The following is a 24,846-nucleotide window of genomic DNA, read 5'->3' on the forward strand; positions in this document are numbered from 1 at the left end:
TCCGATGTTTGCCGACAAGCAAGACTACTCCTTTTCCACCTGCTGGAACATCAGGCGCCATTCGTTCGGAGCCGATATGATCGACGAGATCCGGGGCCTGGGCTTCAGGCGGGTGGAGCTCAACTACAACGTGACGGACGATCTGCTGCGCACGATAGAACCGATGATCGAACGCGGCGACATAGCGGTGTCCAGCGTCCACAATACGTTTCCGCATCTGGACGATCCGGACTACGGCACCGACTCTGTCCTGCTCGGATTCGAGGACGGACCGCGCCGGGACCGATCGATCGAGCTGCTCGTACGCTCGGCTGAGCATGCCCATCGTTATGGCGCGTCCGCGGTCGTCGTGCATCCCGGGGAGGTGCCGATCGAAGAGGAGCTCGACCGCGAGCTGAAGACGTTGTGGCGGCAGCATGGCCCGGACTCTGCGACATACCAGTCGCGGTGGAGCGAGCTGCTGGAACGCCGGGAGGCAGCTGCGCCCGCTTATTTGGCGCGTATCGGCGACAGTCTCGAGGCGGCATGCGAACAGATCGCCCGCCGCGGTTACCGGGTAAGGCTCGGTCTGGAAACGCGCTCGCGTTGCTATCAGATTCCGACGCTGCGGGAGGCGCGGCTGCTCTGCGATCGTTTGGCAGGCGCGCCCGTCGGGCTATGGTACGATATCGGCCACGGCATGATGATGGGGCGCATGGGGCTGTACGATCCTGTCGGCGAGGCTCTCGCCATGAAGAACGATATCGTCGGCGTGCATATTCACGAGACCGTAGGCCTTGCCGATCATTGGTGCCCGTACGTGCACAGCGGCGACCCCGACGGATTCGACGTCTTTTTGCCGCTCATCGCAGCCGCGCCGGTCCGCGTATACGAGCTGAAGGCGGCCTGCGCGCCTGACGAAATCGAACGCAGCCACCGTCTGATCGCGTCGAGGATCGCGGCGCTTGGACTGGACAAGGGGGAGCTGAAGCAATGAGCGATTATGAACGCCTCGTCATCCTGAACGACCAGTGGGCGGAGCAGATCGCCGCGCGGCAGATCGACGAGGCCGGCGGGGCGTCGGCCGGCGGAATCCTCGATCCGCTGACAGGCGCCGCTTGGCCGAATCATACGACGACGGCGGCGGCTATCGAGATGTGGGCGGGGGCGCTCGCCAATCCGGACTCGGCGAGATACCGCGATCCAGAGCTGGCCGACCGCCTGGAGATGGTCTGCCGCTTCATGCTGCGCTTTCAGCATGAGGACGGGACGATATCGCCTGGCTGGACCAATTATCACTCTCCGCCCGACACGGCCTTCGTCGTGTGCGCCCTCGCGCGCGTCGTCGATCTGTGCGACCGTACCGGCTGGGACGGCTTCGCCAACGTGCTGACGGATCTTCGTCTGTGGCTCCGGCGCTCGATCCCGGCGATGCTGACAGGCGGCTGCCACACGCCCAACCATCGCTGGGTGATGACGGCCGCGCTAGGCTATCTGCATCGGATGTTCGGCCTTCCCGAGCTGGAAGAGCGCGCGGAAGCCTGGCTCTCCGAAGGACTGGACGCGACGCCGGACGGAGAATGGACTGAACGAAGCAACGGCATCTACAACGCGGTCAGCGATACGATGCTCATTCATGCGTCTCAGCTGCTGGACAAGCCGGAGCTGCTGGATTCGGTCCGGCGCAATTTGAGGATGATGGTCTATCTCGTGCACCCGGACGGCGAGGTCGTCACGGATTACTCCAGTCGTCAGGATTTCGGCCGCCGCCATACGCTGGCCTATTACTATTGCGCCTACCGCCTTATGGAAGAGATCGACGGCGATCCGCTATATGCCGCAATGGCCGATCTGGCCGCCGAGGCGATCCTGGTGGACGACGTTCCGCCGAATCAGGCGATCATCGGCCATCTGCTGCATCCGCGGTGGCGCGAGCGGAGCGGCGAGCGTGCGGCCTTGCCGGAGTCGTACCGCATTGTTCTTAACCGCGGCTATGCCGCGACCCGCGCTGCCGATCTGGACCAGCTGGCGCGCAATCCGCAGCCGCAGCCGGCTCACGGCGGCCTTCATACGGAGTTCGGCTCCCGAGTCGCCCGGTATCGGCATGGCAAGACGAGCGTCACGGCGATGACGGAGGCGCCGTCGTTCTTTTCTCTTCGGCACGGCGCCGTTCGGCTGCTAGGGGTCCTGCTGGCCTCCACGTTCGATCCCGGAAGCATGCGGATGCAGGAGCTGGAAGAGGTGGGCGGAGGCTGCAGGCTGTCCGGCAGTACGGTGAAGGGCTACTACGGCCCGCTGCCGGCGAGCGAGTTGACGAGCAGCGGCGCCCCTTGGTATTTGCTTCCCCACGGGCAGCGGCCCATGACGCATGAGCAGCGCCATTCCGTCGAAGCGCTCGTAACGGAGGCGGATGGAGGCTGGGACATCTCGCTGAGCGCGGAGGGCCCGGAGAGAGTGCTCACGCAGGTGTTGTTTCTCTTCGGCGCGGAAGGCGAGCTGACGGCCGACCTGCCGCTCGCGGAAGACGGCGAGGGGAGGCTCGGCTGGCACGGGGGCGGTGTCCGGTACGCATGCGGCGGCGATTGGCTCCATCTCGAAGGGGGAGTCCAGCAACACGCTCTTTCGACGATCAGCCATATGGCGTATCCGTCGGACTGCATCGCGCTCGTCGCCAAACTTATGACGCCGTATGCGCATACGTTCAGGCTGCGGTTGTCATAGATGGAAAAAGGACGGCAAAAAAGGAAGGCGACCCTCCGCGGGTCGCCTTCCTTTTTCAGCTGCGGCTTGACGCGCCGGCCTGAGCCTCGCCGCTCAGCGTCAGCCGCGTCCTTGTCCGGCCGCTGCCGCATGATGCCGGCCTCTCGGCACGACGAGCGGCGTGCCGGATACAGGATCCTCGATGACGGTGCAGTCGAGGCCGAAGATGTCTTTGACGAGCGAGCCGGTGACGACGTCCGCCGGCTTGCCTTCGGCGACGAGCTTGCCCTCGTGCAGCGCGAAGATGTAGTCCGCGTACCGGGCGGACAGGTTGATGTCATGGAGCACCATGACGATCGTCGTGCCGTGGTCGCGGTTGAGGTCGGTGAGCAGGTCGAGGATCTCGACCTGATACGTGATGTCCAGGTACGTCGTCGGCTCGTCGAGGAACAGGATGTCGGTCTGCTGGGCGAGCGCCATCGCGATCCAGACGCGCTGGCGCTGCCCGCCCGACAGCTCGTCGATCGGCTTGTCCGCGAACTCGGTCACGCGCATCAGGTCCATCGCCTCGGCGACGGCCGCCGTATCTTTCTTGGACCAGCCGCCGAGCAGCGGCTGATGGGGATAGCGTCCGCGTCCGACCAGATCGGCGACGGAGATGCCCTCCGGCACGATCGGCGACTGCGGCAGGATGCCGACCGTCCGCGCGAGCTGCTTGGGAGCGATCGAGCCGATGGACCGTCCGTCCAGCGTCACCTGGCCGGCGGACGGCTTGATGAGCCGCGCCAGCGTCTTGAGCAGCGTCGACTTGCCGCAGCCGTTGGCTCCGATGATGACGCTGATCCGGCCGGACGGCACGACGAGGCTGACGCCGTCGACGACCGTCTTTTGGTCGTAGCCGGCCTCCAGCCGCTCGGCTTGGAACACAGGAGTCGGTTTCATGGTTACAATTCTCCCCTTCGATTCATGCGGACAAGCAGGAAGATCAGATACGGCGCGCCGAGCAGCCCGGTGACGATGCCGACCGGGAACCGGTACGCGAAGGCGAACTGGCCGATCAGATCGGACGCCAGTACGAGGCTGGCTCCGACGAGCCCGGCCGGCACGACGTTCGAGAAGCCGGCTCCGGCGAGCCGCTTGGCGATCGGTCCCGCCAGGAAGGAGACGAAGGCGATCGGTCCCGTCGTCGCCGTGGCGAGCGCGATCATGCAGACGGAGGCGAGGAACAGCGCGATCCGCGTCCGGTCGGCGCTGACGCCGAGCGACGTCGCGGACTGCTCGCCGAGCTCCAGCAGATGCAGCGGCTTGCCGAGCAGGATCAGGATCGGCGCGCAGATGAGCACGGACAGCGCCAGCGGCGGCAGCTCGTCCATGTGCGAGCCGTTGAGGCTGCCGGTCAGCCAGCGGACCGCCGCCGGCACGTCCTGCTCCGCGCTGACGAGCAGCAGGTACGAGATGACCGCGTCGAGCATCGCCTGGATGCCGATGCCGACGAGGATCAGCCGACCGATGGAGAACGACTTGCCGCGCGACAGCACGTAGATGACCGCCACGGTCGCCAGCCCGGCGATGACCGAGGCGACGTAGATGACGGCGCCGCTCGCCTGCAGGATGACGATGCCGAACACGGCCGCCGCGCTCGAGCCGGAGGTGATGCCGATGACGTTCGGATTGGCCAGCGGATTGCGCAGCAGCGTCTGGAAGATGTAGCCGCCCATGCCGAAGGCGAGTCCGGCCAGCAGGCCGGCGAGCATCCTCGGGAGCCGGATCGTGTTGACGGCGAAGGAGACGCCTTTGACCGACTCGCCCGTGAGCGCCCGGATGACGTCCTGCACCGGATAGATCGTGCTGCCGAGCAGCAGCATGGCGCAGCAGAGCGCGAGCGTCAGCAGGGCGAGCAGCGACGTGACGGCGATCCAGCGGCGGCGCCGGGCGCGGCGCCCCGCCGTGATGAGGGAGATCGAGGCCGCGCTCATAGGGAACGCACCTTCGCTTTCATCGCCAGCACGATCAGCAGCGGGGCGCCGATGAACGCCGTGACGACGCCGACCTCCAGCTCGCCGGGGTTGCCGGCCAGCCGGCCGACGATGTCGGACAGCGTCAGGATGACGGCGCCCGCGATCGCGGACATCGGGATGACGTACCGCAGGTCAGGACCGAGCACGAGCCGCATGAGATGGGTGGCCAGCAGCCCGATGAACCCGATCGGGCCGGCGAGCGCCGTCGTCGCTCCGCACAGCAGCACGCCGCCGAGCGCGGCGACGAACCGCAGGAAGCCGGTGCGGACGCCGAGGCCGGTCGCCGCGTCGTCTCCGAGCGCGAGCGCGTTGAGCGCCGGGGCGCACAGGATGGCGATGCCGATGCCCGCGAGCAGGAACGGCAGGAACGTGCCGATGCCGCTCCATGTCGCCGAGCCGACGCTGCCGACCTGCCAGAACCGGAACTGGTCCATGACGTAGGAGCGCGGGATCATGATCGCGGTGACGAGCGAGGCCAGCGCCGCGCTCGTCGCCGCTCCCGCCAGAACGAGCTTAAGGGGCGTGGCGCCGCCACGTCCCATAGACCCGATGCCGAAGACGAAGACGGCGGTGATCGCCGCTCCCGCCAGAGCGAGCCAGATGTACTGGCTCGCGGTGCTGATGTTCAGGAAAGCCAGCCCGCAGACGACGAACAGAGCGGCGCCGGTGTTGACGCCCAGGATGCTCGGATCGGCGATCGGATTGCGGGTGACGGCCTGCATGAGCGCCCCGGACACGCCGAGCGCTCCGCCGCAGCAGAGGGCGAAGACGGTGCGGGAGATCCGCTTGCGGACGACGTTCGCCCCGTAGGTGTCCACCTCCGGATGGAACAAGCCGTCCATCAGCTCGTTCCACCGCACGAAGCGGGCGCCGAAGGCGAGGGAGGCGACGACGCACAGCGCGAGCAGGACGAGCCCGAGGATCAGCACCTTCGCAAAATGCTTCGGAGCCGGCGAGCTGCCCGCCGCGTCCGGGATGGCCGCCGCCGGATTAGCCATTGCTCTTGTCGACGGCTTCTCCGATCAGCTTCAGATAGTCGTCGATCGTATAGGCGATGGACAGCGGATTCGGGTTGCCGGCTGCCGCGAGCGGCGTGCCGTTGCCGATGAAGACGACGGAGCCGCGCTGGATCGCGGCGATCTTGCCCAGCACCGGATCGGCCTTGACCGCTTCGTAGAGCGCTTCGTCGCCATAGCCGACCAGAATGTCGGCATCGCTCAGCGCTTCCGCGTTCTCGGCGCTCAGCTTGAGGGAGTAAGCCGTCGGATCGGTGATCTGGCTCGTGACGCTCTCCGGATACTCCATGCCGAGCGAGACGAGGAATTCGCCGCGCGGATCGGCCGGCGTGTACAGATGCAGCTGCGACATGTCCTTCGCGGAGAAGTTGACCCAGACGACCTTTTTGCCTTTGAACTGCGGATAAGCCGCGGCTTTTTCCTGAATGAGGGCTTCCGTGTCCTTGATGAGCTGCTCGCCCTCGGCCTTCATGCCCATGCCGGTCGCGTTGAGCAGCACCTGCTCGCGCCACGTCGTCGCCCATGGAGCCTTCTCGTACGGCACGACCGGAGCGATCTGGCTCAGCGTGTCGTAGTCTTCCTGCGTGATGCCGGAGTACGACGCGAGGATGACGTCCGGATCGGAGTCGGAGATCGCTTCGAAATCAAGGCCGTCCGTGTCCTGGTAGACGTTCGGCTTGTCCACGCCGAGCTCCTTGAGCTTCGCGGCGGTCCAAGGGAGCAGGCCGCTGTCGTCCTGTACGCCGTAGTTGGCTGCGGAGAAGCCGACCGGCACGACGCCGAGCGCGAGCACGACGTCGTGGTTCGCCCACTGGACCGTCGCGACGCGCTCCGGCTTGCTTTCGATGGTCGTTTCGCCGAAGGCGTGCTTGATGACGATCGGATAGTCGGCGGCCGGCGCAGCGGTCGCTGCGGCTGTAGGAGCGGCGCTCGGAGACGGACTCGGCGAGGAGGCCGGGGAGTTGTTGGACGTCGAGCTGGAGCAGCCGGCGAGCGCGAGCGTCAGCGCGGCGGCCAGGATCGGGAGACGGAGGGAGAAGCGGCGGTTCAAGGCATTCATCGTGGCATGACCCTTCCTTTGTCTGTAATTTTGAAAATGATGATAATGATTATCAGCATCAATGATAGCCCTCTTTTGAACAGCTTGTCAATAAAAACAGCTTGACGCGATCCGCGAATAGGCGCGGCGGCGCGGTTTCCGAGCGGATTTCCCTCACAAGCGCTGCGAGGTTTGCCGATGTACGTTTCAGCACTTGATAGCGGTATCGAAAGGGGAAATCACATGGACAGACATCCATGCGGACAGATCGGGCCTTGGCGCAGGCGCCTGAGCGGCCTGCTGGCGCTGCTGCTGCTGGCCGGCCTGCTGCAGCCGCCCGGGCCGGCCTATGCGTCGTCCGGGACCGAGATTCACGGGACGCTGCATGCGGATGAGGCGGGAATTCCCGCAGACGGGACGAGCCGGGCGACGGTGACCCTCGTGCTGAGGGACGGCAGCGGCGAGGCGGTGGAGCTGCCGCCGGAACAGATCCGGCTCCGGGCGACGCTCGGAGCCTGGGCGGGTCCGCCGGCAGCCCAGGGCGACGGCGAGTATGTCGCGGTGCTGACCGCGCCGACGACAGCCGGCATCAGCTACGTCAGCGCCGAGGCGGCGGGCGTGGCGGTGACGGATCTGGCGCGGGTCTATTTCAAGGCGGGACCGCCGTCGCCCGAGCGCTCGGTGCTGACGGCCAGCCGCATGAGCCTGCCGGCGGACGGCATCAGCCGGACGGTGCTGACGCTGCAGCTCAAGGACCGCTACGGCAACGACATCGCCGAGCCGGCAGCCTCGGTGCAGTTCGCCGCTACGGGCGGGGAGCTCGGCACGGTGACGCATGCCGCTTACGGCCGCTACGCGGCGAACCTCGTCTCGGCGGCCTACGGCCCGATCGGCAGCCTGACGAGCGCTGCCGACGCGCCGCTCGAGCTGCGCCAGCACTGGGACGACGGCGCGATCCCGCAGGAGGCGCCGAACGGAGAGCCGCTGCCGGTGTCGCTCACGTTCGCCTACGAAAGCTACGGCGCCTACCAGGCCGAGCTGACGGCGCCGACCGAGGAAGGCGGAGCGGAAATCACTGCGGCCATGAACGGCGTGACGGTGGCGTCGAGCGTGTACGTGGCTTTCTCGCACGAGACCCCGCCGCTTGAGCTCGCCTCGCTGCAGTTCGGACGCCCGGCTTATGACGTGGACGTCGGCGGGCAAGCGGAGCTCGAGGTGAGCGCGCTCTGGAGCGACCGCTCGGCGAGCCGCGTGACGGAGCTCGCCTCCTACCGGCTGGACGACGGCTCGATCGCCTCCGTGGACGCTAAGGGCGTCGTGCGCGGGCTGAAGCCCGGCCGGACGATGCTGACAGCCCAGTACGGAGGCTTGTCCGCAAGTGCCGAGCTTGTCGTGAACGCGCCGGCAGTCGAGCCGGAGCCGACGGCCTCTCCGGGCCTGCCGGAGCCGACCGCTCCGCCGGAGCCGCCTCCGATCCTGCCTCCCTCGCCGGGACCGTCGGCCCCGCCGGCGGAGCCGGATGCGGCGGTGCGGGCCGAGATCGTGTCGGCTGACGGGACGGCCGCGGCTGCGGCGATCCCGCTCGAGGCGATCCAAAACGGCGTCGTGCGGCTCGACCTGCCGGCTGCCGGAGGGGAGATCCGGCTGTCCGGCGCTGCGCTGCGCGAGATCGCGCGGCTGAACCCGCAGGCGAAGCTGCAGCTCCGCGAGGCGGGCGGAGCGACGCTGTCGGTGCCGATCTCCGAGCTGTCGGCCAAGCGGTACAGCGAGCGGTTCGGCGTGGCGGAGGATGCGGTCGGGTTTCATTTCAAGGCGCGCACTCCGGACGAGGCCATCGAGGCGGCGGTCTCTCAGGCGGCGGAAAGGCTTGGGGCGCGGAGGCTTTCGGCGGCAGCCTCGATCGACATCCAGGTGACGGGCGGCAACGGCAAAAGCGCGTTCCTGAGCGTGTTCGACCGCTACGCGGCGCGTACGGTTCCGCTGTCGGCAGACGCCGTCCCGGCGACGGCTGCGGGCGTCGCGTGGGATGCGGCGGCGAACCGCTTCCAGTTCGTGCCGACCCGGTTCGAACGGCAGGACGGCCGCTGGGTCGCGGTCATTGAGCGGCAGGGAGGCGGCATATTCACGGTCATCGACCGGCCGGCGACGTTCCGCGACGTGGAGCGGCACTGGGGCCGGGCCTCGATCGAGCAGCTTGCTTCCAGGCTGATCTTCGAGGGACGGGGCCAGGGCCTGTTCGCTCCGGATGCGCCGATTACGCGCGCGGAGGTCGCGGCGCTGCTCGTGCGGTCGCTCGGACTCGCCGATGCGGAGACGGGCAGTCCGTTCGCGGATACGGCCGGCGGCTGGTACGAGCAGGCGGTGAGCGCGGCCTATCAGGCAGGGCTCGTCTCCGGCTACGAGGACGGATCGTTCCGTCCCGGCCGATCCGTGACGCGCCAGGAGCTCGTGCGGATGGTCGTCGGAGCGATGGCGTACACGGGCGCGGAGACGGCCGGCTCGGCCCGGACAGCGACGCTCGCCGATGCAGGCGAGATTGCGGCCTGGGCGCAGGCCGCAGCGATCAAGGCCGCAGAGACGGGCATCATCGCGGACGGCGGCAAGTTCAGGCCGACCAGCTTGTCCACGCGTGCGGAGACGGCCGCCATGCTGGAGCGGATGCTGAAGCTCGTGCGGTTCATTTAACGAGAGAGAGGGTCATCATCGATGAAGATGCTGAAAAGCAAGATTGTCCTGGTGGCGGGCGCTTTGATGCTCGTCGTCCAGATTCCAGGAGCGTGGGCGACTTCCGCGCCGCTCGATTCCATCCAGATCTGCGTCAGCGGCACCGGCCAGATGAGCCTGCTCGCTCCAGGCAGCAGCTGCGCTTCGGGCCAGACGGCCTACAAGCTCAGCCTGAAAGGCGACCAGGGACCGGTCGGTCCAAGGGGAGCGCAAGGACCGGCGGGCGCGCAAGGAACGAAGGGCGAGACCGGGGATGCGGGACCTGCCGGCCCGCAAGGGCCGCAGGGCGAGAAGGGCGAGAAAGGTGAGAAAGGCGAGAAGGGCGAGCCGGGAGCGGCGGGAGAAGCCGGAGCGCAAGGCTTGCCGGGAGTAAAGGGAGAGCCGGGAGAGCCAGGTCCGCAAGGCGAGAAGGGGGAGCCAGGTCCGCAAGGGCTGCAGGGCGAGAAAGGCGAGCCGGGCGCCGCTGGAGCAGCCGGACCGGTTGGTCCGCAGGGGCCGAAAGGGGACGCCGGAGCGGCCGGGCTGACGGGACCGCAAGGGCCGCAAGGACCGGCCGGGGCGACGGGACCGCAAGGACCGCAAGGACCGCAAGGGCCGGCCGGCGACAGCGGCGCCTACGGCGACGGCTCGGCCGGAGCGCTGAACGTGCCCGCCGGCCAGTCGCTGGATTGGGTGAATTCTCCGGGCGCTTATGCGAGCGGCAACCTGCAGTTTACCAACGTCACGATTTCAGGGAATCTGCTCGTACCGAGCGGCACAATCATCCGCGCTACGGGGGACATCAAAATAACAGGCGCCATCACGGTGCAGACCGGAGCGGGCAACGCCAATCCGTACAGCCCTCATCCCGGCGTCTCGCTGTCGGCGGCAGGTCCTGGAGTCGGCGGCAAAGGGCTGTCCTCGATCGCTGCGGCCCGGATTACGCTGCCTGAGGCGGCGGCAGGTGGCGCGGGCAGCCGAAGCGCGGCGGCCAGCGGCGGCGAAGGAGGCGGAGCCATCGTCCTGATCGCCCAGGGGAGCCTGGATGTGGCGAGCGGCGCGGTCATCAACGCCAGCGGAGCCAACGGGATGAATCCAGGCGTCCCCGGCCAGGGCATCCCAGGGGGCGGCGGAGGAGCCGGAGGAATCGTCGTGCTCGGCTCGAAAGGCCTTTTGACCGTGAACGGCGTGATCTTGGCGAACGGAGGAGCCGGCGCTTCCGGCTTCGACGGCAACGGCGGCGACGCCGAAGGCGGCGGAGGAGGCGGGGGCGGCGGCATCGTGCACCTGATCTCGGCGAACCCGCTGGCCATTACGGGCCAAATCTACTGCAATGGCGGAGGGGCAGGAGCGATGGCGGGATCGTCGCCGTCTGTCAACGCCGGCGGAGGCGGCGGCGCGTCCGGCGGCAATGGCGGGGCCGGAGGCTCCACAAGCAGCTTCGCGGCGCGCAACGGCGACGCCGGGCGGCTGATTCAGACGGTCGTGCCTTCGCCGGAGAAACTGTTCTAAACGCGCGAAGGAGCGTGCCCGAATAGCAAAGGGGCAGCCCCCAGGTCCGATTCATCGGCCTTTGGGGCTGCCCTTTTTGCTGCTCGTACGAAATCTCTTCACCGTCGCCGCCGCTAGGCCAGCCGCCACTCGCAGGTCAGCTCCAGCTCGTCGCCTTCCATCCTGGCGCTCAGGGTGCCGCCCATCTTGACCATCAGCCCGCGGGCGATGGACAGGCCGAGGCCGGAGCTCGACCCGGAGCGGGACGCATCGGCCATGTAGAACCGGTTGAACAGCAGCTCCGGGTCGGTGCCGAGCAGCTGCGGCGCGCGGTTGCGGAGGCGGAGCGCCGCGACCCCTCCGTCTGCCGTCAGGGCGATCTCGATCCGTCCCGAGGCGTGCCGGATCATGTTCAGCGTCAGGTTCTCCATGACGCGGCGCACCGCGGACTCGTCCGCGCGGATGACGAGCGGCCGCTCGGTCAGCTCGAAGGCGGGCTCCAGCCCCTTTTCCTCCATCGCGTCGTAGAAGCCCATCAGAATCTCGGGGACGAGCGTGTCGAGCCGGAGCCGCTCCGGCTTCAGCGCATAGTCGGCGGAGTCGATCCTCGACAGCTCGTAGAAGTCATCCAGCAGCGACTTCAGCCGTACGGCGCGCTTGCGGATGATGGCGACCGCTTCCCGGCGCTCGTCCCCGCCGAGGCCCTCCCGCTCCAGCAGCTGGATGTAGCCGGATATGGACGTCAGCGGCGTGCGCAGGTCATGCGAGATGTTGGCGACGGCCTGGCGGAGCTCGTCCTCCGTGCGACGCCGCTCGGCATGCGCCTGGACGATGAGGCCGGTGTGGCGGTTGATCTCCGCGGCCAGCGCCTCCAGCGCGCGGTCCGGCCCGCCGATGACGGCTTGGCCGGACACCTCGCCGTCGTTGTAGCGGCGCAGATGGCGGGCGAGGGAACGCACTTCCTTGCGCATCCGCAGCAGCCGGAGCAGGCAGAGTGCGGCCAGGCCCAAGGACAGGGTGATCAGGACGGCCGTCATGAGCTGCCTCCTCCTTTTTATGAGCTAGCGGATTTCCTTGCGCTCGAAGACGGCGATGCCGATGCCGACGAAGGCGGCGGCGACGAGCAGCGGGACATAGATCGACTGCGCGAGCTGCGCGGAGCCCATCGCCGGATCGGCATAGGTGTTGATCAGATGGAAGATGGAGTGCCGGTACATCGTTTCGACGAACGGGATGAACTTGCCGATCATGCCATACAGGCCGTCCGCGAAGAAATAGAAGACGAACAGGGCGCCGATCGTCTTGCCGCTGTCGGTCAGCGCGGTCGCCACCGCTCCGGTCACGGCGGCGAACGCCGCGGACAGCGTGATCGTCACGAGCAGCGAGCGCCAGGCGTAGTCCGCCGCGGACGCTCCGCCCGGCAGCTCGCCGACGCCCATGAGCGCGGAGCCGAGCGCGAAGATGACCGCCGGAAAGATCAGCGAGACGAGCGCCGAGCCGCCGATGAAGACGAGCAGCTTGGCGGCGATGAAGCGGCTGCGGCCATAGCCGGAAGCGGCGCCGCGCTTGATCGTGCCGGCGCTGTATTCGCTGGAGATGAAAAATCCGGCCAGCACGCACAGCCCGATCTTGATGACGTAGTTGTTGCCTCCCATCGCCATGGCCAGCAGGTCGAGCCCGCTGACCGCGCTCAGCGTCCCGCCGCCGTTCGATTCGTCGTAGTACGCCATCAGGACGTAGGCGATGCCCGATGCGGCCAGCACGGCCGCGAGCAGCCAGAGGGAGCGGTTGCGGAGCAGCTTGTAGCTTTCGGAGCGCAGCAGGTTAAGCATGATTGCCGCCTCCGATCCGCGAGGCGAAGTAGCTTTCGAGATCCTCGCCTATCGGCATGAGCTGCTCGAGCTCCAGTCCGCCGGCGACGAGCGCCGAGGCGACGGCGGCCGGCCGGTCGAGATGCGCGTACAGCCGGATGCTGCCGTCCGCGGCCACCTCGAATTCCCGGGTCGCGAGCTCGCGCTCGAGCACGACGGCCGCGCGCTCCGGCAGATTTACTTTGATATGGATGAACTGGCGGCAGCGCTCCTGCAGCTCCCGGCTCGTCAGCTGCTCCAGCAGCCGGCCCTGGTGGATGATGCCGTAGTGCGTGGCCAGCAGATGGAGCTCGCTCAGGATGTGGCTGGAGATGAGGATCGTAATCCCGCTCTCCCGGTTCAGCCGCGTGAGCAGCTCGCGCATCTCGACGACGCCCATCGGATCGAGTCCGTTGGTCGGCTCGTCGAGGATGAGCAGCTCCGGCTGCCCGAGCAGCGCGACGCCGAGCGCCAGCCGCTGCTTCATGCCGAGCGAGAACGCCCGCGCCTTCTTGCGTCCGGTGCCGGACAGGCCGACCAGCTCGAGGGTGCGGCGGACGCTGTCCCGGCCGGGGACGCCCTGCTGCAGCCGGTGCGCCTCCAGATTCTCGGCGGCGGTGAGCTGCGGGTAGAGCGCGGGGCTCTCGATGGATACCCCCATGCGCCGGCGCGCCTGCACGAGCTCGGAGCCGCTCGCGGCTCCGAACAGCTCGACCGATCCGGATGTCGGGAACGCGAGTCCCGTCACGAGCTTCATGAGCGTCGACTTGCCGGCTCCGTTCTGCCCGATGAAGCCGTAGATCGCGCCTTTGCGGACCGTCATGTCCGCATGGTCGAGCGCGATCTGCTTGCCGTACTGCTTGGTCAATTGATGCGTCCTCAGGACGTATTCCTGCATGATTGCCTCAGCCTCCTGTTCCCTGATCGGGTCATAGCTCAAGCATAGAGGCCGTTTCGTAAGCGTTCGTAAAGCCGATCCATAAGAAAGGCTTAAGTTTTGAGCCGGTAGCCCATGCCCCAGATCGTCTCGATGTACTCTTCCTCCGGATTGCCCTTGGCCAGCTTGCTCCGCAGATGGCTGATATGCACGCCGACGACGTTGTCGCCTCCGCCGAGGAATTCCTCGCCCCAGACGCTTTCGAACAGGTTCGCCTTGGTGAAAAGCTTCCTTGGAGAAGCCATCAGCAGCGCGATGATGTCGAACTCGCGCGCCGTCAGCGCAAGCTCGGTCCCTCCCGCCGTCAGCGTCCGGGCCTCGGGGTCGAGCTCCAGGTCCTTATGCCGCAGCGGCGGCCGCGGGCCCGGCTGCTGCGGCAGGCGGCGATGGCGCCGGAGCACCGACTCGACGCGGGCCGATACCTCCTCGAGGTCGAACGGCTTGGTGATGTAGTCGTCCGCGCCGGTCCGCAGCGCGGAGATCTTGGGCTCGCGCCCGTCCCGCGCGGAGATGACGATGACGGGGCAGCCGTGCCGCGCGCTGATCGTCTCCAGCAGCTCCTCGCCCCGCTTGCCCGGCAGCATCAGGTCGAGCAGCACGAGCGCCCACGGCCGCTGCTCGAGGTACAGCAGCGCCTCCGTGCCGGAGTAGGCCGGCTGGGGGTCATGCCCGTCCTTGCGCAGCACGCCGCACAGCAGCCGGCTGATGTCGTCGTCGTCCTCGACGACGAGGATGGACAGCTTGTCCGCCATCGGTCTCCTCCTCTCATTCGAACTCGCGGAAATCGCCGCTCAGCACCGCCGTCAGCATCCGGTAGAACAGGCCGTAGTCGGCCTCCAGGCACACCTCGGCGCTTGTCCGCTCGCCGCCGGTCCAGGCCGGCGTATTTTCGGGCGCGGGCCGCGTATCGACGGCGCTGAAGCCGCGGTTCGCCTCGCTCTGGCACTCGATCTCCACCTGGCAGCGCTGCGAGCGCTGCATCAGCTCCGGACGGATCGCCATCGCCATCGTGACGGAGTCGGGATGGGTGACGCCGTCGAGGCCGTTGGCGCGGTTGAAGGCGAGCGCCTTGCGGTTGACCTGGCGGTAGAAGCGGGCGGTCGGCGTGTCGATCGCCTGCAGGCGGTCGAGATCCTCGCCGCCGACGAGCGCGTTGCGGCAGCAGATGTCCCAGCCGATCATGACGATCGGGAAGCCCGCCTGGAACACGATCCGGGCCGCCTCGGGATCAACGTAGAAATTGAATTCGGCCGTCGCCGTGATGTTGCCCCGGAAGTGGCAGCTGCCGCCCATGACCCACACCTTCTTGACCTTGCGGACGATGGACGGATCGAGCATATAAGCGACGGCGAGGTTCGTGAGCGGGCCGTGGGCGACGAGCTCCAGCTCGCCCGGATGCTCGCTGAGCAGCCGGACGATCGCGTTCGCGGCATGCTCGGCCTCGGCGCGATGCCGGGGCGGCGGAAAGCTCGACTCGCCCATGCCGTCCGCGCCGTGGACGTAGGCCGCCTGCACGAGCGGCCGCAGCAGCGGCCGGTCGCAGCCTTGGTAGACCGGCACCTCGCCGCCGCGGCCCGCCGTCTCGACTGTCGTCAGCGCGTTGGCCGTGCATTGCTCGACAGGGATGTTGCCCATGACGGTCGTGATCGCCTCGATGCGCACGCCGGGCCAGAGCAGGCCCATCAGCAGCGACGTGACGTCGTCGCCGGCGGTGTCGGTATCGACGATCAGTCGGAGATTCGGATTCATGAAGAGACCACCCTTTGCTTGTAGGTTGAAGCGGGCTTGCCTGGCCGGCCCGCCCGCAGGCGGCCGGAATCAGGGGGAAAGCCGCGCCTTCTTTCCACAAGGATACCATGCTTTGCGCTTCGGACCGAAACCTGCGGCGAGCGGCTCCTGCTCGATGAGCCGGAACCCGTCGCAGCTGGCGGCCCGCATGGCCGGCATGGCCGGAGGCGGGCGCTTCAGCTTGGCTGGCGGCTAGACGGCGGCGATCCCGGCTTGCCGGTCCGCAGCCCCGTCGAGAGCACGAAGCAGAGCAGCAGCACGACGCTCGCGAGCGCATACGGCATGGCGATATGGAGATCGAACAGCACGCCGGCGACGATCGGGCCGGCGATGTTGCCGAGGCTCGTGAAGGCCGAGTTCAAGCCGGCGACGTAGCCCTGCTCGGCGCCGGCGAGCTTGGACATCTGCGTGCTGATGGCCGGCCGCAGGATGTCGATCGCGAGGAAGACGACGAACGTCACGGCGAAGATGAGCCAGAACGTATGCACGAACAGCGTCAGCAGGATGAAGACGCCGGCGAACAGCAGGCAGGTTGAGATGACGCGCTTTTCGCCGAACCGGTTCAGGATCCAGCCGAAGGCGGTCACCTGCACGACGGCGCCGGCGATGGAGCCGAACGTGATGATGAAGGCGATGTCCTTCGGCTCGAAGCCGAACCGGTGGTCGACGAACAGGCCGAACACCGTCTCGAAGTTGGCGAGGCCGAACGACAACGTGAAGACGACGATCAGGCTGAAGAAGTACGGCTCGCGGTGGGACGTCAGCAGCTGGCCGGCGAGGCCGCGCCGGCGGCCGTAGGAGGCGTCCGGAAGCTGCGCCGCGTATGCGGCTGCGTCCGGCTGCGCCGGCTTCGACTCGCGCAGCACGAACAGCGTGAGCGCCGCGGCGATCAGGCCGGCGACGCCGGCCGCATAGAACGGCACGCGCAGGCCGAACTCGGCGATGTAGCCGCCGATGCCGGGCCCGATGATGAAGCCGGTCGTGATCGCGGCGTTGATGTAGCCCATCCCGGCCGCGCGCTCCTCCTTGGTCGTCACGTCCGCGGCGTAGGCCATGACCGCCGGCATGATGAGCGCGGCGCTGACGCCGCCGAGCAGGCGCGAGGCGAACAGCAGCCAAGGCTGCTCGGCGAAGCCGAACAGCGCTTCGGATACGGCGAAGACGGTCATGCCGATCACGATCAGCCGCTTGCGGCCGAACCGGTCGGAGAGCCGTCCCGCGAGCGGAGAGAACAGCAGCTGCGTCAGCGAGAAGGAAGCGACGAGCAGGCCGACGAGGCTGCCGGAGATGCCGAGCAGCTCCATGAATTTCGGCATGATCGGGATGACGAGGCCGATGCCGGTGAAGACGATAAACAGGTTGAGCATGAGGAGCAGGATCGCTCCGCGGTTGCGCAGTAGAAGCGTCATGATGATGGTACCCCCTGATGGATTGCGAAAATCCTGAATATTCGTTCTAGAATATGGCGAAAAAAAGCGCGGCTGTTACCGAGCCGCTCCGGCGATTCCGTACAGGAACGCATCCATTCCGGCCCGATAGGCCGCGAGAGCCTTTTCCCGCGTCATGCGCTTGGCATGCTGGCTGAGGCCGTAGAGCAGGCTGTCCAGCAGGAGAGCCGCCGTCTCCACGTCCTGGACCGCGAACTCTCCGCTGTCGACGCCCTTTTGCAGCAGCTGGCGGTTGAACGCCAGATAGCCTTCCACGATGCCGTGCATTCGCTCTTCGACGCCGCTCGTCTTGTCGGACAGGTTGAAAAACTCGTCGACCGCCTTGGCCAGCGGGTGGCTCCACTGGTCGAGCGCGAGATGCTCGGCCATGCCGTACAGCTTGTCGGCCGCCGTCTCGTAGCGGGCTTCCTCGGCGAGCCAGTTGTCTTCCCATTCGCGGTTCCACTCGTCGAGCAGATGGAGGATGAGCCCTTCCTTGCTCTTGAAATGGTAGTAGATGTTGCCGGCGCTGCAGCCGGTCGCCTGGACGATCTCGTCGATCGACGTCGCCTTGTAGCCCTTTTGCACGAACAACGTCCGTGCGGCGTCGGCGATCCGTTTTTTCGTCTGCTCCGTCTGCTGCTGCTTCTTGTTCAACTCGGCCTCACCCCGGTTTCCTAGCCTTGATCGTATCCTGAACGTATATTCAGTATTATAGCGAGGAATGCCGCCTTCCACAACCGCTTCCGCAGGGGGAACGGCTGGAAACGAAGCCGCTCGGCCTTCTGCCGCCGCTCTTGCCTATTCTCCCGTGCGAGCCTATACTTCATGCATCGAAGGGGGAACGGCAATGGGTTACGTGCTTGTGCTTCTGGCCACGCTGGCCTGGAGCTTCGTCGGCGTGCTGGTCAAGACCGCTTCGCCGATGCTGGACAGCTTCGCGATTTCGTTCGGCCGCTTTTTCTTCGGCGTGCTGTTTCTGGGAATCTATATGCTCGTGCGGGGCCGCGGGCTGCGGCTTCATCTGGCGCTCAAGTGGATCTGGATCGGCGGAGCGGCCAAAGCGGCCAACTACCTGTTCGAGAACGCCGCGATCACGCTCGGCTACTCGTACTCCAACATCCTGATCCCGCCGGTGCAGACGACGGCGATCCTGCTGTTCTCCGCCTGGCTGCTGCGCGAGCGCGTATCCGGCCGCGGCTGGACGGCCGCCGCGCTGCGCATGCTCGGCGTCGGCCTCATCGGCTGGAACGGCATGCCGCTGGAGCAGCTCGGCTCGGGCGGGCTGACGATGCTGCTGCTCGTGCTCGGAGGCACCGGGGCGGGGCTGCATGTCATCAGCCAGCGCCGCCTCGTCGGCGAGCTGGATTCCGGCAGCATGAACCTGTCGGCGTTCGCCGTCAGCGCGCTGCTGCTGGCGCCGTTGCCGCCGCTGCAGCCCGGCTGGGGCTTCGTCGGCGAGATGTCGCTTGCCGCATGGGCGGCGGTGCTCGCGCTCGGCCTCATTACCGGGCTCAGCTTTGTCTGGTTCGCGGAAGGGCTGAAGCGCGTGCCGCTCGCCGCGGCCGCGCTGCTCGGCAACGTGCAGGCGCTGTTCACGATGCTCTGGTCGGTGCTGTTCTTCGACGAGCCGATGACGATCTACGTCGGGATCGGAGCGGCCGTGTTCATCGGCGGTCGGCTCCCCGCGGGCGACGCAGGCGAAGCTGGCCTGCGGGCCACACGGGCCTCGCGGGCCATACAGGCGACGCTGGCCTCGCTGGCCACACGGGCGACGCAGGCGATGCTGGCCTCGCACGGGCCACCCGGGCGACGCAGGCGAAGCTGGCCTCGCGGGCCACACGGGCGACGCCGGCCTGCGGGCTTCAGGCCGCCATCCAGAAGCGGATTAGGCCCAGCGCGGCGAATCCGAGCAGGATCGTCCCGCAGCCGATGCCGGTCATCGCGCTCGAGGCGACGTTCAGCTTTCGCGCCAGCGGGACAGCGGCCAGGGCGACGGCGATCATGAGCGCCGCGAGCAGGTACAGCGCGGCATCGTCGAAGACGCTTTTCAGGCTGATGAAATGGACGCCGACGACGAGCGTGATCCACGGCGCCACGAAGGATGGCCGCTTGGCCCGGTACAGAAGCCAGGAGCCGATGCCGGCCAGCGCCAGCTCCGCATAAAAAGCGATCAGGTAAGCGCGGAAAGCGCTCGTCTCGTTCAGCGCCGAGGGCGCGTCCCAGTTCGTGATGCTCAAGTAGACGCCGGCGAGGCAGACGAGCAGCGCGGCTCCTGCCGCGATCCCGAGCCCGGCCCGCCATGACTCGCGCGGCTTTTCCTGGGCCCAGCCGAACCAGCTCATGCTGAACAAGCCGAATACGGACGCGTACATCGCATAATCTCTTACATATTCCTCCATCGGACATCTTCCTCCTCGGCAATCGTTTTCGGATAGGTAAACCATACCTTTTTTTCCATAGGGGGCATAGTCCAGAAAAAGATTGTTCGTCCGCTAAACAAAGTTTAAGCTAAGGGGAGCTGTCCTTGCAGCGAGGCATGCGAACGAAGCAGTGCAGCTAAAACCCAACTAGAGGAGGCAGATCCGATCATGTCATCTGCTGGCAAGAAAGTGGTCGTGACCGGAGGAAGCGGCATGCTGGGACGCTGGGTCGTCCGGCATTTCCTCGAGCAAGGCTATGAAGTGACGAATGTCGATACCCGCCACCCGGAGGAGCCGCTCTGCCCGACGCTCATCGTCGATCTGCAGGATCTCGGCCAGACTTACGGCGCGCTCGCCGGCGCAGACGCGGTCGTGCACCTGGCGGCGATCCCGAGAGCGGGCATGGTGCCGCCCGAGACGACGTTCCGCAACAACGTCATGTCCACCTACAACGTGCTGGAGGCCGCGGCGGGGCTCGGCATCCGCAAGGCCGTCGTCGCCTCGAGCGAGTCGAGCTACGGCATCTGCTTCGCCGTGCATCCGTTCGGCCCGCAGTATGTGCCGATGGACGAGGCGCATCCTCAGCTGCCGCAGGACAGTTACGGCCTGTCCAAGGTCGTCGGCGAGCTGACGGCCGATATGTTCCATCGGCGGACCGGCATGCAGGTCGTCTCGCTGCGGCTCGGCAACGTCATTCCGCCGGAGTGGTACGAGCAGTTCCCGTCCTGGATCGACAAGCCCGAGGAGCGGGAGCGCATCCTATGGAGCTACATCGACACGCGCGATGCCGCCGAGGCTTGCCGTCTGGCCGTCGAGGCGGAGGGGCTCGGCTCGGTCGCGCTGAACCTGGCGTCGGACGAGACGAGCATGGCGGTTCCGAGCCGCGAGCTGATGGCCGCGCGCTATCCCGAGGTGCAGGATTATCGCGCTCCGCTGGAAGGGCATGAGTCGCTGCTGAGCAGCGAAAAGGCGATGCGCCTGCTCGGCTGGCAGCCGAAGCGCCGCTGGCGGGAGCAGCTCGGCCTCTAGGCGAGCTGCACTGCGGGCGAGCGGCAGGACGATGCGGGACGGGCAAGGCGGACAAGGCAAGTCAGGTAAAGGTGGAACGAGGCGGACAGGGCAAGGCAGGTAGAGGCAGGGCGAGGCGGACAAGGCAAGGGCAGGTACAGCCAGGACGTACGAAGGTAGTCTGAACTCCTTCATCGCAGTCCGCCGTATGCAGCCATCCTCGCTTGCCCGGAACCGGTGAATCCAAGGCAGAAAACTGCCTTGGAGCCGGTCCGACGGCCGGAACCGGCGAATCCAAGGCAGAAAAGTGCCTTGGATCCGGCCCGTCGGCCGGAACCGGCGAATCCAAGGCAGAAAACTGCCTTGGATCCGGCCCGGACGGCCGGAACCGGTGGATCCAAGGCAGAAAACTGCCTTGGATGCGGCCCGTCGGCCGGAACCGGAAAATCCAAGGCAGAAAACTGCCTTGAATCCGTCCCGGCCGGCCGGAACCGGCAAATCCAAGGCAGAAATGTGCCTTGGACCCGGCCCGACCGGCCGGAACCGATGGATCCAAGGCAGAAAACTGCCTTGGATCCGGCCCGACGGCCGGAACCGGCGAATCCAAGGCAGAAAACTGCCTTGGATCCGGCCCGGACGGCCGGAACCGGTGGATCCAAGGCAGAAAAGTGCCTTGGATCCGGCCCGACCGGCCGGATCCGGCCCGTCGGCCGGAACCGGCGAATCCAAGGCAGAAAAGTGCCTTGGATCCGGCCCGACCGGCCGGAAACGCTGAACCCAAGGCAGAAATGTGCCTTGGATCCGGCCCGACGGCCGGAACCGGCAAATCCAAGGTAGAAATGTGCCTTGAATCCGTCCCAGCCAGCCGGAACCGATGGATTCAAGGCAGAAAACTGCCTTGAATCCGTCCCGTCCCGCCGGTTCCGGCGGTCCATCCGCCCATCGCCATCAACCGCAAAAAAGAGAAGGAGCCGAGCTTGCTCGGCTCCTTCTCTTTTTTGCGACTTGCCCGTCCGTCCGCGCCTTACAGCGTGAGCCCGCCGTCGGCGACGACAATCGAGCCGGTCATGTAGCTGGCGCGGTCCGAGGCCAGGAAGCAGGCCACCTCCGCGAGCTCGTCCGGCTGGGCGTAGCGGCCCATGCGCATGTTGCCGACTTCCTCCGGCACGTAGCCGCCGGACAGGAACGCCGCCTCGACGCCCTTCGTCAGCGCCGTCTCGACGCCGCCCGGGCAGATGGCGTTGACGCGAATGCCTTTTTTCACATATTCGATCGCCGCGCCCTTCGTCAAGCCAACGACCGCATGCTTGCTCGCGGAATAGGCCGACGCGCTATGCTCGCTCTTCACGCCCGCGGTGGAAGCCGTGTTCACGATCGAGCCGCCGCCCTGCTGCTCCATCACCTTCAGCACATACTTCATGCCGAGGAAGACGCCGCGCACGTTGACGCTCATGATGCGGTCGAACTCGCTCTCCTCGATGTCGGCGAGCCGGTTGAACTTCTGCACGATGCCGGCGTTGTTGAAAAAGACGTCGATCCGGCCGAAGGCGTCGACGGCCGCCTGCACATAGCGCTGCACGTCCTCGGCCTTGGAGACGTCGGCCTGGACGAAGATCGCCTCGCCGCCCTGCTCCTGGATCAGCCGGACCGTTTCCTGGCCTCCGGCCTCGTTGAAGTCGACGATGACGAGCTTGGCTCCGTAGCCGGCCATCTTCAGGCTCGTGGCGCGGCCGATGCCGCTGCCTCCGCCGGTGACGAGCGCGATTTTTTCGTTAAGCATATGGGATCATCCTTTCGGAGAGAGTGGGATCTGCTGCTCCTCCATTGTAGAGCGCTTACATCGGCGTTCCTTGTTCTTTTCTCCGATTTGTAGTACTTTTTTCACATCTTGAGATCGGCCGGCAGCCGAAGGGGGACGGACATGAACAAGCTGGAGCAGCTGAGGGAATTCGGAAGGCTTCTATACGACGCCCTGCAGGTGCCGGTCTTCATCGTCCATCCGGGGCGAAAAATCGAAGCGGAGCACGCCCCCGCCGCGCTCCGGACCAATCCGTTCTTCGCGGCCGTCCGCGACCAGGTCGCCGGCGCCGAATATGCGCTTGTGGCGGCCGACCAGCCGATCCGCTTCACGCGCTCGCGGCTGCAATACCTGTTCGTGAACGCGCTGGACGACGAGCGGCTCGCCGGCACGATCGTGCTCGGACCGTTCGCGCAGGAGCGGGATGCGGGCGACGGCCTGGACGAAGGACTGGCCGCGCTCCATGCCGGCAACCGGCGCCAGCTGCTCGAGCTGTACGAGGCGGTGCCGCTGCTGGAGTCGGAGCGGGCCGCCGCGATCGGCCTCATGGTCCACTTCGCGGTGCGCCGGACGCCGGTCGATCCGGCAGCCGGCCTGCTGGCCGAGGCTCCGCTGCAGGAGCCGGCCTCGGCGGAGAGGCGCGGCGCGGAGGCGGAGCTGTCGCGCAGCCGGCGCAGCGGGCTGCAGCATGCCAATCTGCCGCATGAGCGCGTCTTGCTGCACTACGTGCGCACCGGGGAAAAAGAACGGATGCGCGCGTTCGTCATGGAGTTCATCGTCGGCGAGGAGGAATTCGGCGTGCTCGCGCGCCGCAGCCGCCTGCGCAGCGAGAAGAACCTGATGATCACCGGCATCGCGCTCATCTGCCGGGCCGCCATCGAGGGCGGCCTGCCGGAGGAGACGGCTTTCACGCTCAGCGACTACTATATTCAGCAGCTCGAGGACCAGCCGTCGCTGCAGGAGGTCGGCGCGGTCATGACCAAGGCGCTGTTCGACTTCGTCGACCGGGTGGCGCAGGAGCGCCGCGGCCGCTTTTCTCCCGCCGTGCAGGACTGCCTCCATGAGATCGCCAGCGGGCTGTACGGAGAGCTGACGCTTCCCCGGCTCGCCGAGCGCGCCCACCTCAGCCCCAACTACCTGTCCGGCCTGTTCCGCCAGGAGGTCGGGCTGACGATCTCGGCCTACATCCAGCGCGAGCGGATCGAGGAGGCCAAGAAGCTGCTCTCGCTCACCGACTACCCGGTCGCGGACATCGCGGCGTGGCTGAGCTTTCACGATCAGAGCTACTTCATCAAGGTGTTCAAGAAATGGGAAGGCCAGACGCCCCGGGCGTACCGGCGCGCGGAGCGGCGTCCGGCGCGGAGGCTGCCGCAGGCTTGACGATCCCTCTGCCGAGTGGAACGATAAGGAGGAGATCGGCGCGGCCTAACCGTTAGGCTGCGCCGCCCGTGGGCGCTGGACCCATGCACGGATGCAGGGCTCGCGCGAAAAGAGCCGACGAGGGGGATGCGAGAATGGAACAGAAGATGCGGACGATGGCGCTGGAGGATGCGCCGCTGATCCGAGCGCATGGGAGGACAGGGCCGTCGCGCTCGCCGCTCGCGCTGTTCTGGACGGGCAGCGGCATCGAGCTGGTCGTGACGGGGACGGAGCTGTGGCTGGAGGTCGAGGCTTCGTTCGGACCGTATGAGCCATGGTTCAGCCTGCTGGTGAACGGGACTCCGGTCAGCCGCCAGATGGCTCAGGAGGGCCGACGCTGGGTGCCGGTGTTCCGCGGGATGGACCCGCGGACGGCCAAGCGCGTGCGTTTCGTCAAGGAAACGCAGGCAATGAGCGGAGATCCGGCCTGCGCGCTGCTGCTCCACGGCCTGCGCACGGACGGGGAGCTGCTGCCGGTGCCGGAGCGGGCGCGCCGGATCGAGTTCGTCGGGGACAGCATTACTTCCGGCGAAGGAGCGGTCGGGGCGCAGGCGGAAGAGGACTGGATCCCGATGTGGTTCAGCGCGCTCGACAGCTACGGCTGGCGGACGGCCGAGGCGCTGGACGCCGACTGCCGCATCCTGTCGCAGAGCGGCTGGGGGGTGCTCAGCGGCTGGGACAATGATCCGCGCTCGCGGATGCCGGCGGTGTACGAGCAGACATGCGGCCTGCTCGGCGGCGAGCGCAACGCGGCGCTCGGCGCGCTGGAGCCGCATGACTTCGGCTCCTGGCAGCCGGATGCGGTCGTCGTCAATCTCGGCACGAACGACAGCGGCGCGTTCCGCTCGCCGCAGTGGACCTGCGCGGAGACGGGGCAGACGTTCAAGCAGCGGCTGAAGGACGACGGCAGCTTTCACGAGGAGGATTTGCAGGCGTTCGAGGCGGCGGCTGAGCAATTCCTCGGACGGCTGCGCGCCTGCAATCCGCAGGCGTGGATCGTCTGGGCGTACGGCATGCTCGGCATCGAGATGATGCCGAGCCTCTATCGCGCCGTCGACGCCCATGCGAGGCGCACCGGCGACCGCCGCGTCGCCGTGTTCCAGCTGCCGGCGATGACGGCCCGCACGCAGGGCGCCCGCCAGCATCCCGGCGCCGAGGCGCATCGGCAGGCGGCGGAGGCGCTGGCGGAGCATTTGCGGGGGCTGCTGCACGAACGTTGACAGCCGACGGCCGAGCCCCGCGAGCTGCTG

General features: G+C 67.1%; 20 protein-coding genes and 1 pseudogene. 8 read left to right on the forward strand and 13 right to left on the reverse strand.

Annotation, left to right across the window (positions count from 1 at the left end; all coding sequences use genetic code 11):
- The first annotated feature begins 4 nt into the window (after window positions 1–4).
- Together H582_RS0121345 and H582_RS0121350 are read left to right on the forward strand one after the other, a co-directional pair.
- Window positions 5–976 (forward strand): sugar phosphate isomerase/epimerase family protein, encoded by a 972-nt coding sequence (locus H582_RS0121345; RefSeq protein WP_174817678.1) that lies wholly within the window; start codon window positions 5–7, stop codon window positions 974–976.
- Complete coding sequence (locus H582_RS0121350) at window positions 973–2,700, forward strand: hypothetical protein (protein WP_028600164.1); 1,728 nt, start codon at window positions 973–975, stop codon at window positions 2,698–2,700. Before H582_RS0121345 ends, H582_RS0121350 begins: the two co-directional genes overlap by 4 nt.
- A 99-nt stretch (window positions 2,701–2,799) precedes the next feature.
- Here H582_RS0121350 and H582_RS0121355 read toward each other — a convergent pair whose 3' ends face one another.
- From H582_RS0121355 to H582_RS0121370, 4 genes are read right to left on the reverse strand one after another with little or no spacing between them, the layout of a single operon-like run.
- On the reverse strand, window positions 2,800–3,621 hold the full coding sequence (locus H582_RS0121355; RefSeq protein WP_028600165.1) for an ABC transporter ATP-binding protein: 822 nt from the start codon (window positions 3,619–3,621) through the stop codon (window positions 2,800–2,802).
- 2 nt (window positions 3,622–3,623) lie between these two features.
- On the reverse strand, window positions 3,624–4,655 hold the full coding sequence (locus H582_RS0121360; RefSeq protein ID WP_028600166.1) for a FecCD family ABC transporter permease: 1,032 nt from the start codon (window positions 4,653–4,655) through the stop codon (window positions 3,624–3,626).
- Window positions 4,652–5,695, reverse strand: a complete 1,044-nt coding sequence (locus tag H582_RS0121365; protein ID WP_052333516.1) for a FecCD family ABC transporter permease — start codon at window positions 5,693–5,695, stop codon at window positions 4,652–4,654. Before H582_RS0121365 ends, H582_RS0121360 begins: the two co-directional genes overlap by 4 nt.
- On the reverse strand, window positions 5,688–6,773 hold the full coding sequence (locus tag H582_RS0121370; protein ID WP_028600168.1) for an iron-siderophore ABC transporter substrate-binding protein: 1,086 nt from the start codon (window positions 6,771–6,773) through the stop codon (window positions 5,688–5,690). The genes H582_RS0121365 and H582_RS0121370 overlap by 8 nt, the downstream gene beginning before the upstream one ends.
- A gap of 222 nt (window positions 6,774–6,995) precedes the next feature.
- On the opposite strand from H582_RS0121370, the gene H582_RS0121375 reads away from it, so the two are divergent.
- Window positions 6,996–9,437, forward strand: coding sequence for an invasin domain 3-containing protein (locus H582_RS0121375; protein ID WP_028600169.1), 2,442 nt, complete (start codon window positions 6,996–6,998; stop codon window positions 9,435–9,437).
- A gap of 21 nt (window positions 9,438–9,458) precedes the next feature.
- Complete coding sequence (locus tag H582_RS33185) at window positions 9,459–10,967, forward strand: collagen-like domain-containing protein (protein WP_052333517.1); 1,509 nt, start codon at window positions 9,459–9,461, stop codon at window positions 10,965–10,967.
- Window positions 10,968–11,080: 113 nt separating this feature from the next.
- Here H582_RS33185 and H582_RS0121385 read toward each other — a convergent pair whose 3' ends face one another.
- The 7 genes from H582_RS0121385 to H582_RS0121420 form a co-directional block, all read right to left on the reverse strand.
- Window positions 11,081–11,983, reverse strand: a complete 903-nt coding sequence (locus H582_RS0121385; protein WP_028600170.1) for a sensor histidine kinase — start codon at window positions 11,981–11,983, stop codon at window positions 11,081–11,083.
- Window positions 11,984–12,007: 24 nt separating this feature from the next.
- A complete protein-coding gene (locus H582_RS0121390) occupies window positions 12,008–12,778 on the reverse strand; it encodes an ABC transporter permease (RefSeq protein WP_028600171.1) in 771 nt (256 codons plus the stop codon).
- Window positions 12,771–13,694, reverse strand: a complete 924-nt coding sequence (locus tag H582_RS0121395; RefSeq protein WP_028600172.1) for an ATP-binding cassette domain-containing protein — start codon at window positions 13,692–13,694, stop codon at window positions 12,771–12,773. Before H582_RS0121395 ends, H582_RS0121390 begins: the two co-directional genes overlap by 8 nt.
- A 92-nt stretch (window positions 13,695–13,786) precedes the next feature.
- Window positions 13,787–14,485, reverse strand: coding sequence for a response regulator transcription factor (locus tag H582_RS0121400; protein WP_028600173.1), 699 nt, complete (start codon window positions 14,483–14,485; stop codon window positions 13,787–13,789).
- Window positions 14,486–14,498: 13 nt separating this feature from the next.
- Window positions 14,499–15,482, reverse strand: coding sequence for a nucleoside hydrolase (locus H582_RS0121405; protein ID WP_043111723.1), 984 nt, complete (start codon window positions 15,480–15,482; stop codon window positions 14,499–14,501).
- A gap of 215 nt (window positions 15,483–15,697) precedes the next feature.
- Complete coding sequence (locus tag H582_RS0121415) at window positions 15,698–16,930, reverse strand: MFS transporter (protein WP_028600175.1); 1,233 nt, start codon at window positions 16,928–16,930, stop codon at window positions 15,698–15,700.
- A 75-nt stretch (window positions 16,931–17,005) separates the two neighbouring features.
- Window positions 17,006–17,605, reverse strand: a complete 600-nt coding sequence (locus H582_RS0121420; protein WP_028600176.1) for a TetR/AcrR family transcriptional regulator — start codon at window positions 17,603–17,605, stop codon at window positions 17,006–17,008.
- Between the two features lie 193 nt (window positions 17,606–17,798).
- On the opposite strand from H582_RS0121420, the pseudogene H582_RS32200 reads away from it, so the two are divergent.
- Window positions 17,799–18,614: pseudogene (locus tag H582_RS32200) on the forward strand (DMT family transporter); the annotation flags it as partial.
- A 199-nt stretch (window positions 18,615–18,813) separates the two neighbouring features.
- On the opposite strand, the gene H582_RS32995 reads toward H582_RS32200, so the two are convergent.
- Window positions 18,814–19,350 carry a hypothetical protein gene (locus tag H582_RS32995; protein WP_084137509.1) on the reverse strand — a complete coding sequence of 179 codons (537 nt, stop codon included), beginning with the start codon at window positions 19,348–19,350 and terminating at the stop codon, window positions 18,814–18,816.
- Between the two features lie 189 nt (window positions 19,351–19,539).
- Between H582_RS32995 and H582_RS0121435 the strand changes: the two genes are divergently transcribed.
- Window positions 19,540–20,400 carry an NAD-dependent epimerase/dehydratase family protein gene (locus tag H582_RS0121435; RefSeq protein WP_043111724.1) on the forward strand — a complete coding sequence of 287 codons (861 nt, stop codon included), beginning with the start codon at window positions 19,540–19,542 and terminating at the stop codon, window positions 20,398–20,400.
- Window positions 20,401–21,403: 1,003 nt separating this feature from the next.
- On the opposite strand, the gene H582_RS0121440 is transcribed toward H582_RS0121435, so the two are convergent.
- Window positions 21,404–22,159, reverse strand: a complete 756-nt coding sequence (locus H582_RS0121440; RefSeq protein WP_028600178.1) for an SDR family NAD(P)-dependent oxidoreductase — start codon at window positions 22,157–22,159, stop codon at window positions 21,404–21,406.
- 141 nt (window positions 22,160–22,300) lie between these two features.
- On the opposite strand from H582_RS0121440, the gene H582_RS28885 reads away from it, so the two are divergent.
- Both H582_RS28885 and H582_RS0121450 read left to right on the forward strand, forming a co-directional pair.
- Complete coding sequence (locus H582_RS28885) at window positions 22,301–23,557, forward strand: helix-turn-helix domain-containing protein (RefSeq protein ID WP_052333518.1); 1,257 nt, start codon at window positions 22,301–22,303, stop codon at window positions 23,555–23,557.
- 134 nt (window positions 23,558–23,691) lie between these two features.
- The gene (locus H582_RS0121450) at window positions 23,692–24,816 is read left to right on the forward strand and encodes an SGNH/GDSL hydrolase family protein (RefSeq protein WP_052333519.1); all 1,125 of its coding nucleotides are present in this window, start codon (window positions 23,692–23,694) and stop codon (window positions 24,814–24,816) included.
- Window positions 24,817–24,846 lie beyond the last annotated feature (30 nt).

It is taken from the genome of Paenibacillus pasadenensis DSM 19293, from assembly GCF_000422485.1.
GTDB classification, from domain to species: Bacteria; Bacillota; Bacilli; order Paenibacillales; family Paenibacillaceae; genus Paenibacillus_O; species Paenibacillus_O pasadenensis.

Excerpts from the sequence above, each read along its gene's own strand:
- H582_RS0121345 (WP_174817678.1), top strand. The coding sequence starts at position 5 with ATGTTTGCCGACAAGCAAGACTACTCCTTTTCCACCTGCTGGAACATC.
- H582_RS0121350 (WP_028600164.1), top strand. The coding sequence starts at position 973 with ATGAGCGATTATGAACGCCTCGTCATCCTGAACGACCAGTGGGCGGAG.
- H582_RS0121355 (WP_028600165.1), bottom strand. The coding sequence starts at position 3,621 with ATGAAACCGACTCCTGTGTTCCAAGCCGAGCGGCTGGAGGCCGGCTAC.
- H582_RS0121360 (WP_028600166.1), bottom strand. The coding sequence starts at position 4,655 with ATGAGCGCGGCCTCGATCTCCCTCATCACGGCGGGGCGCCGCGCCCGG.
- H582_RS0121365 (WP_052333516.1), bottom strand. The coding sequence starts at position 5,695 with ATGGCTAATCCGGCGGCGGCCATCCCGGACGCGGCGGGCAGCTCGCCG.
- H582_RS0121370 (WP_028600168.1), bottom strand. The coding sequence starts at position 6,773 with ATGAATGCCTTGAACCGCCGCTTCTCCCTCCGTCTCCCGATCCTGGCC.
- H582_RS0121375 (WP_028600169.1), top strand. The coding sequence starts at position 6,996 with ATGGACAGACATCCATGCGGACAGATCGGGCCTTGGCGCAGGCGCCTG.
- H582_RS33185 (WP_052333517.1), top strand. The coding sequence starts at position 9,459 with ATGAAGATGCTGAAAAGCAAGATTGTCCTGGTGGCGGGCGCTTTGATG.
- H582_RS0121385 (WP_028600170.1), bottom strand. The coding sequence starts at position 11,983 with ATGACGGCCGTCCTGATCACCCTGTCCTTGGGCCTGGCCGCACTCTGC.
- H582_RS0121390 (WP_028600171.1), bottom strand. The coding sequence starts at position 12,778 with ATGCTTAACCTGCTGCGCTCCGAAAGCTACAAGCTGCTCCGCAACCGC.
- H582_RS0121395 (WP_028600172.1), bottom strand. The coding sequence starts at position 13,694 with ATGCAGGAATACGTCCTGAGGACGCATCAATTGACCAAGCAGTACGGC.
- H582_RS0121400 (WP_028600173.1), bottom strand. The coding sequence starts at position 14,485 with ATGGCGGACAAGCTGTCCATCCTCGTCGTCGAGGACGACGACGACATC.
- H582_RS0121405 (WP_043111723.1), bottom strand. The coding sequence starts at position 15,482 with ATGAATCCGAATCTCCGACTGATCGTCGATACCGACACCGCCGGCGAC.
- H582_RS0121415 (WP_028600175.1), bottom strand. The coding sequence starts at position 16,930 with ATGACGCTTCTACTGCGCAACCGCGGAGCGATCCTGCTCCTCATGCTC.
- H582_RS32995 (WP_084137509.1), bottom strand. The coding sequence starts at position 19,350 with ATGGAGGAATATGTAAGAGATTATGCGATGTACGCGTCCGTATTCGGC.
- H582_RS0121435 (WP_043111724.1), top strand. The coding sequence starts at position 19,540 with ATGTCATCTGCTGGCAAGAAAGTGGTCGTGACCGGAGGAAGCGGCATG.
- H582_RS0121440 (WP_028600178.1), bottom strand. The coding sequence starts at position 22,159 with ATGCTTAACGAAAAAATCGCGCTCGTCACCGGCGGAGGCAGCGGCATC.
- H582_RS28885 (WP_052333518.1), top strand. The coding sequence starts at position 22,301 with ATGAACAAGCTGGAGCAGCTGAGGGAATTCGGAAGGCTTCTATACGAC.
- H582_RS0121450 (WP_052333519.1), top strand. The coding sequence starts at position 23,692 with ATGGAACAGAAGATGCGGACGATGGCGCTGGAGGATGCGCCGCTGATC.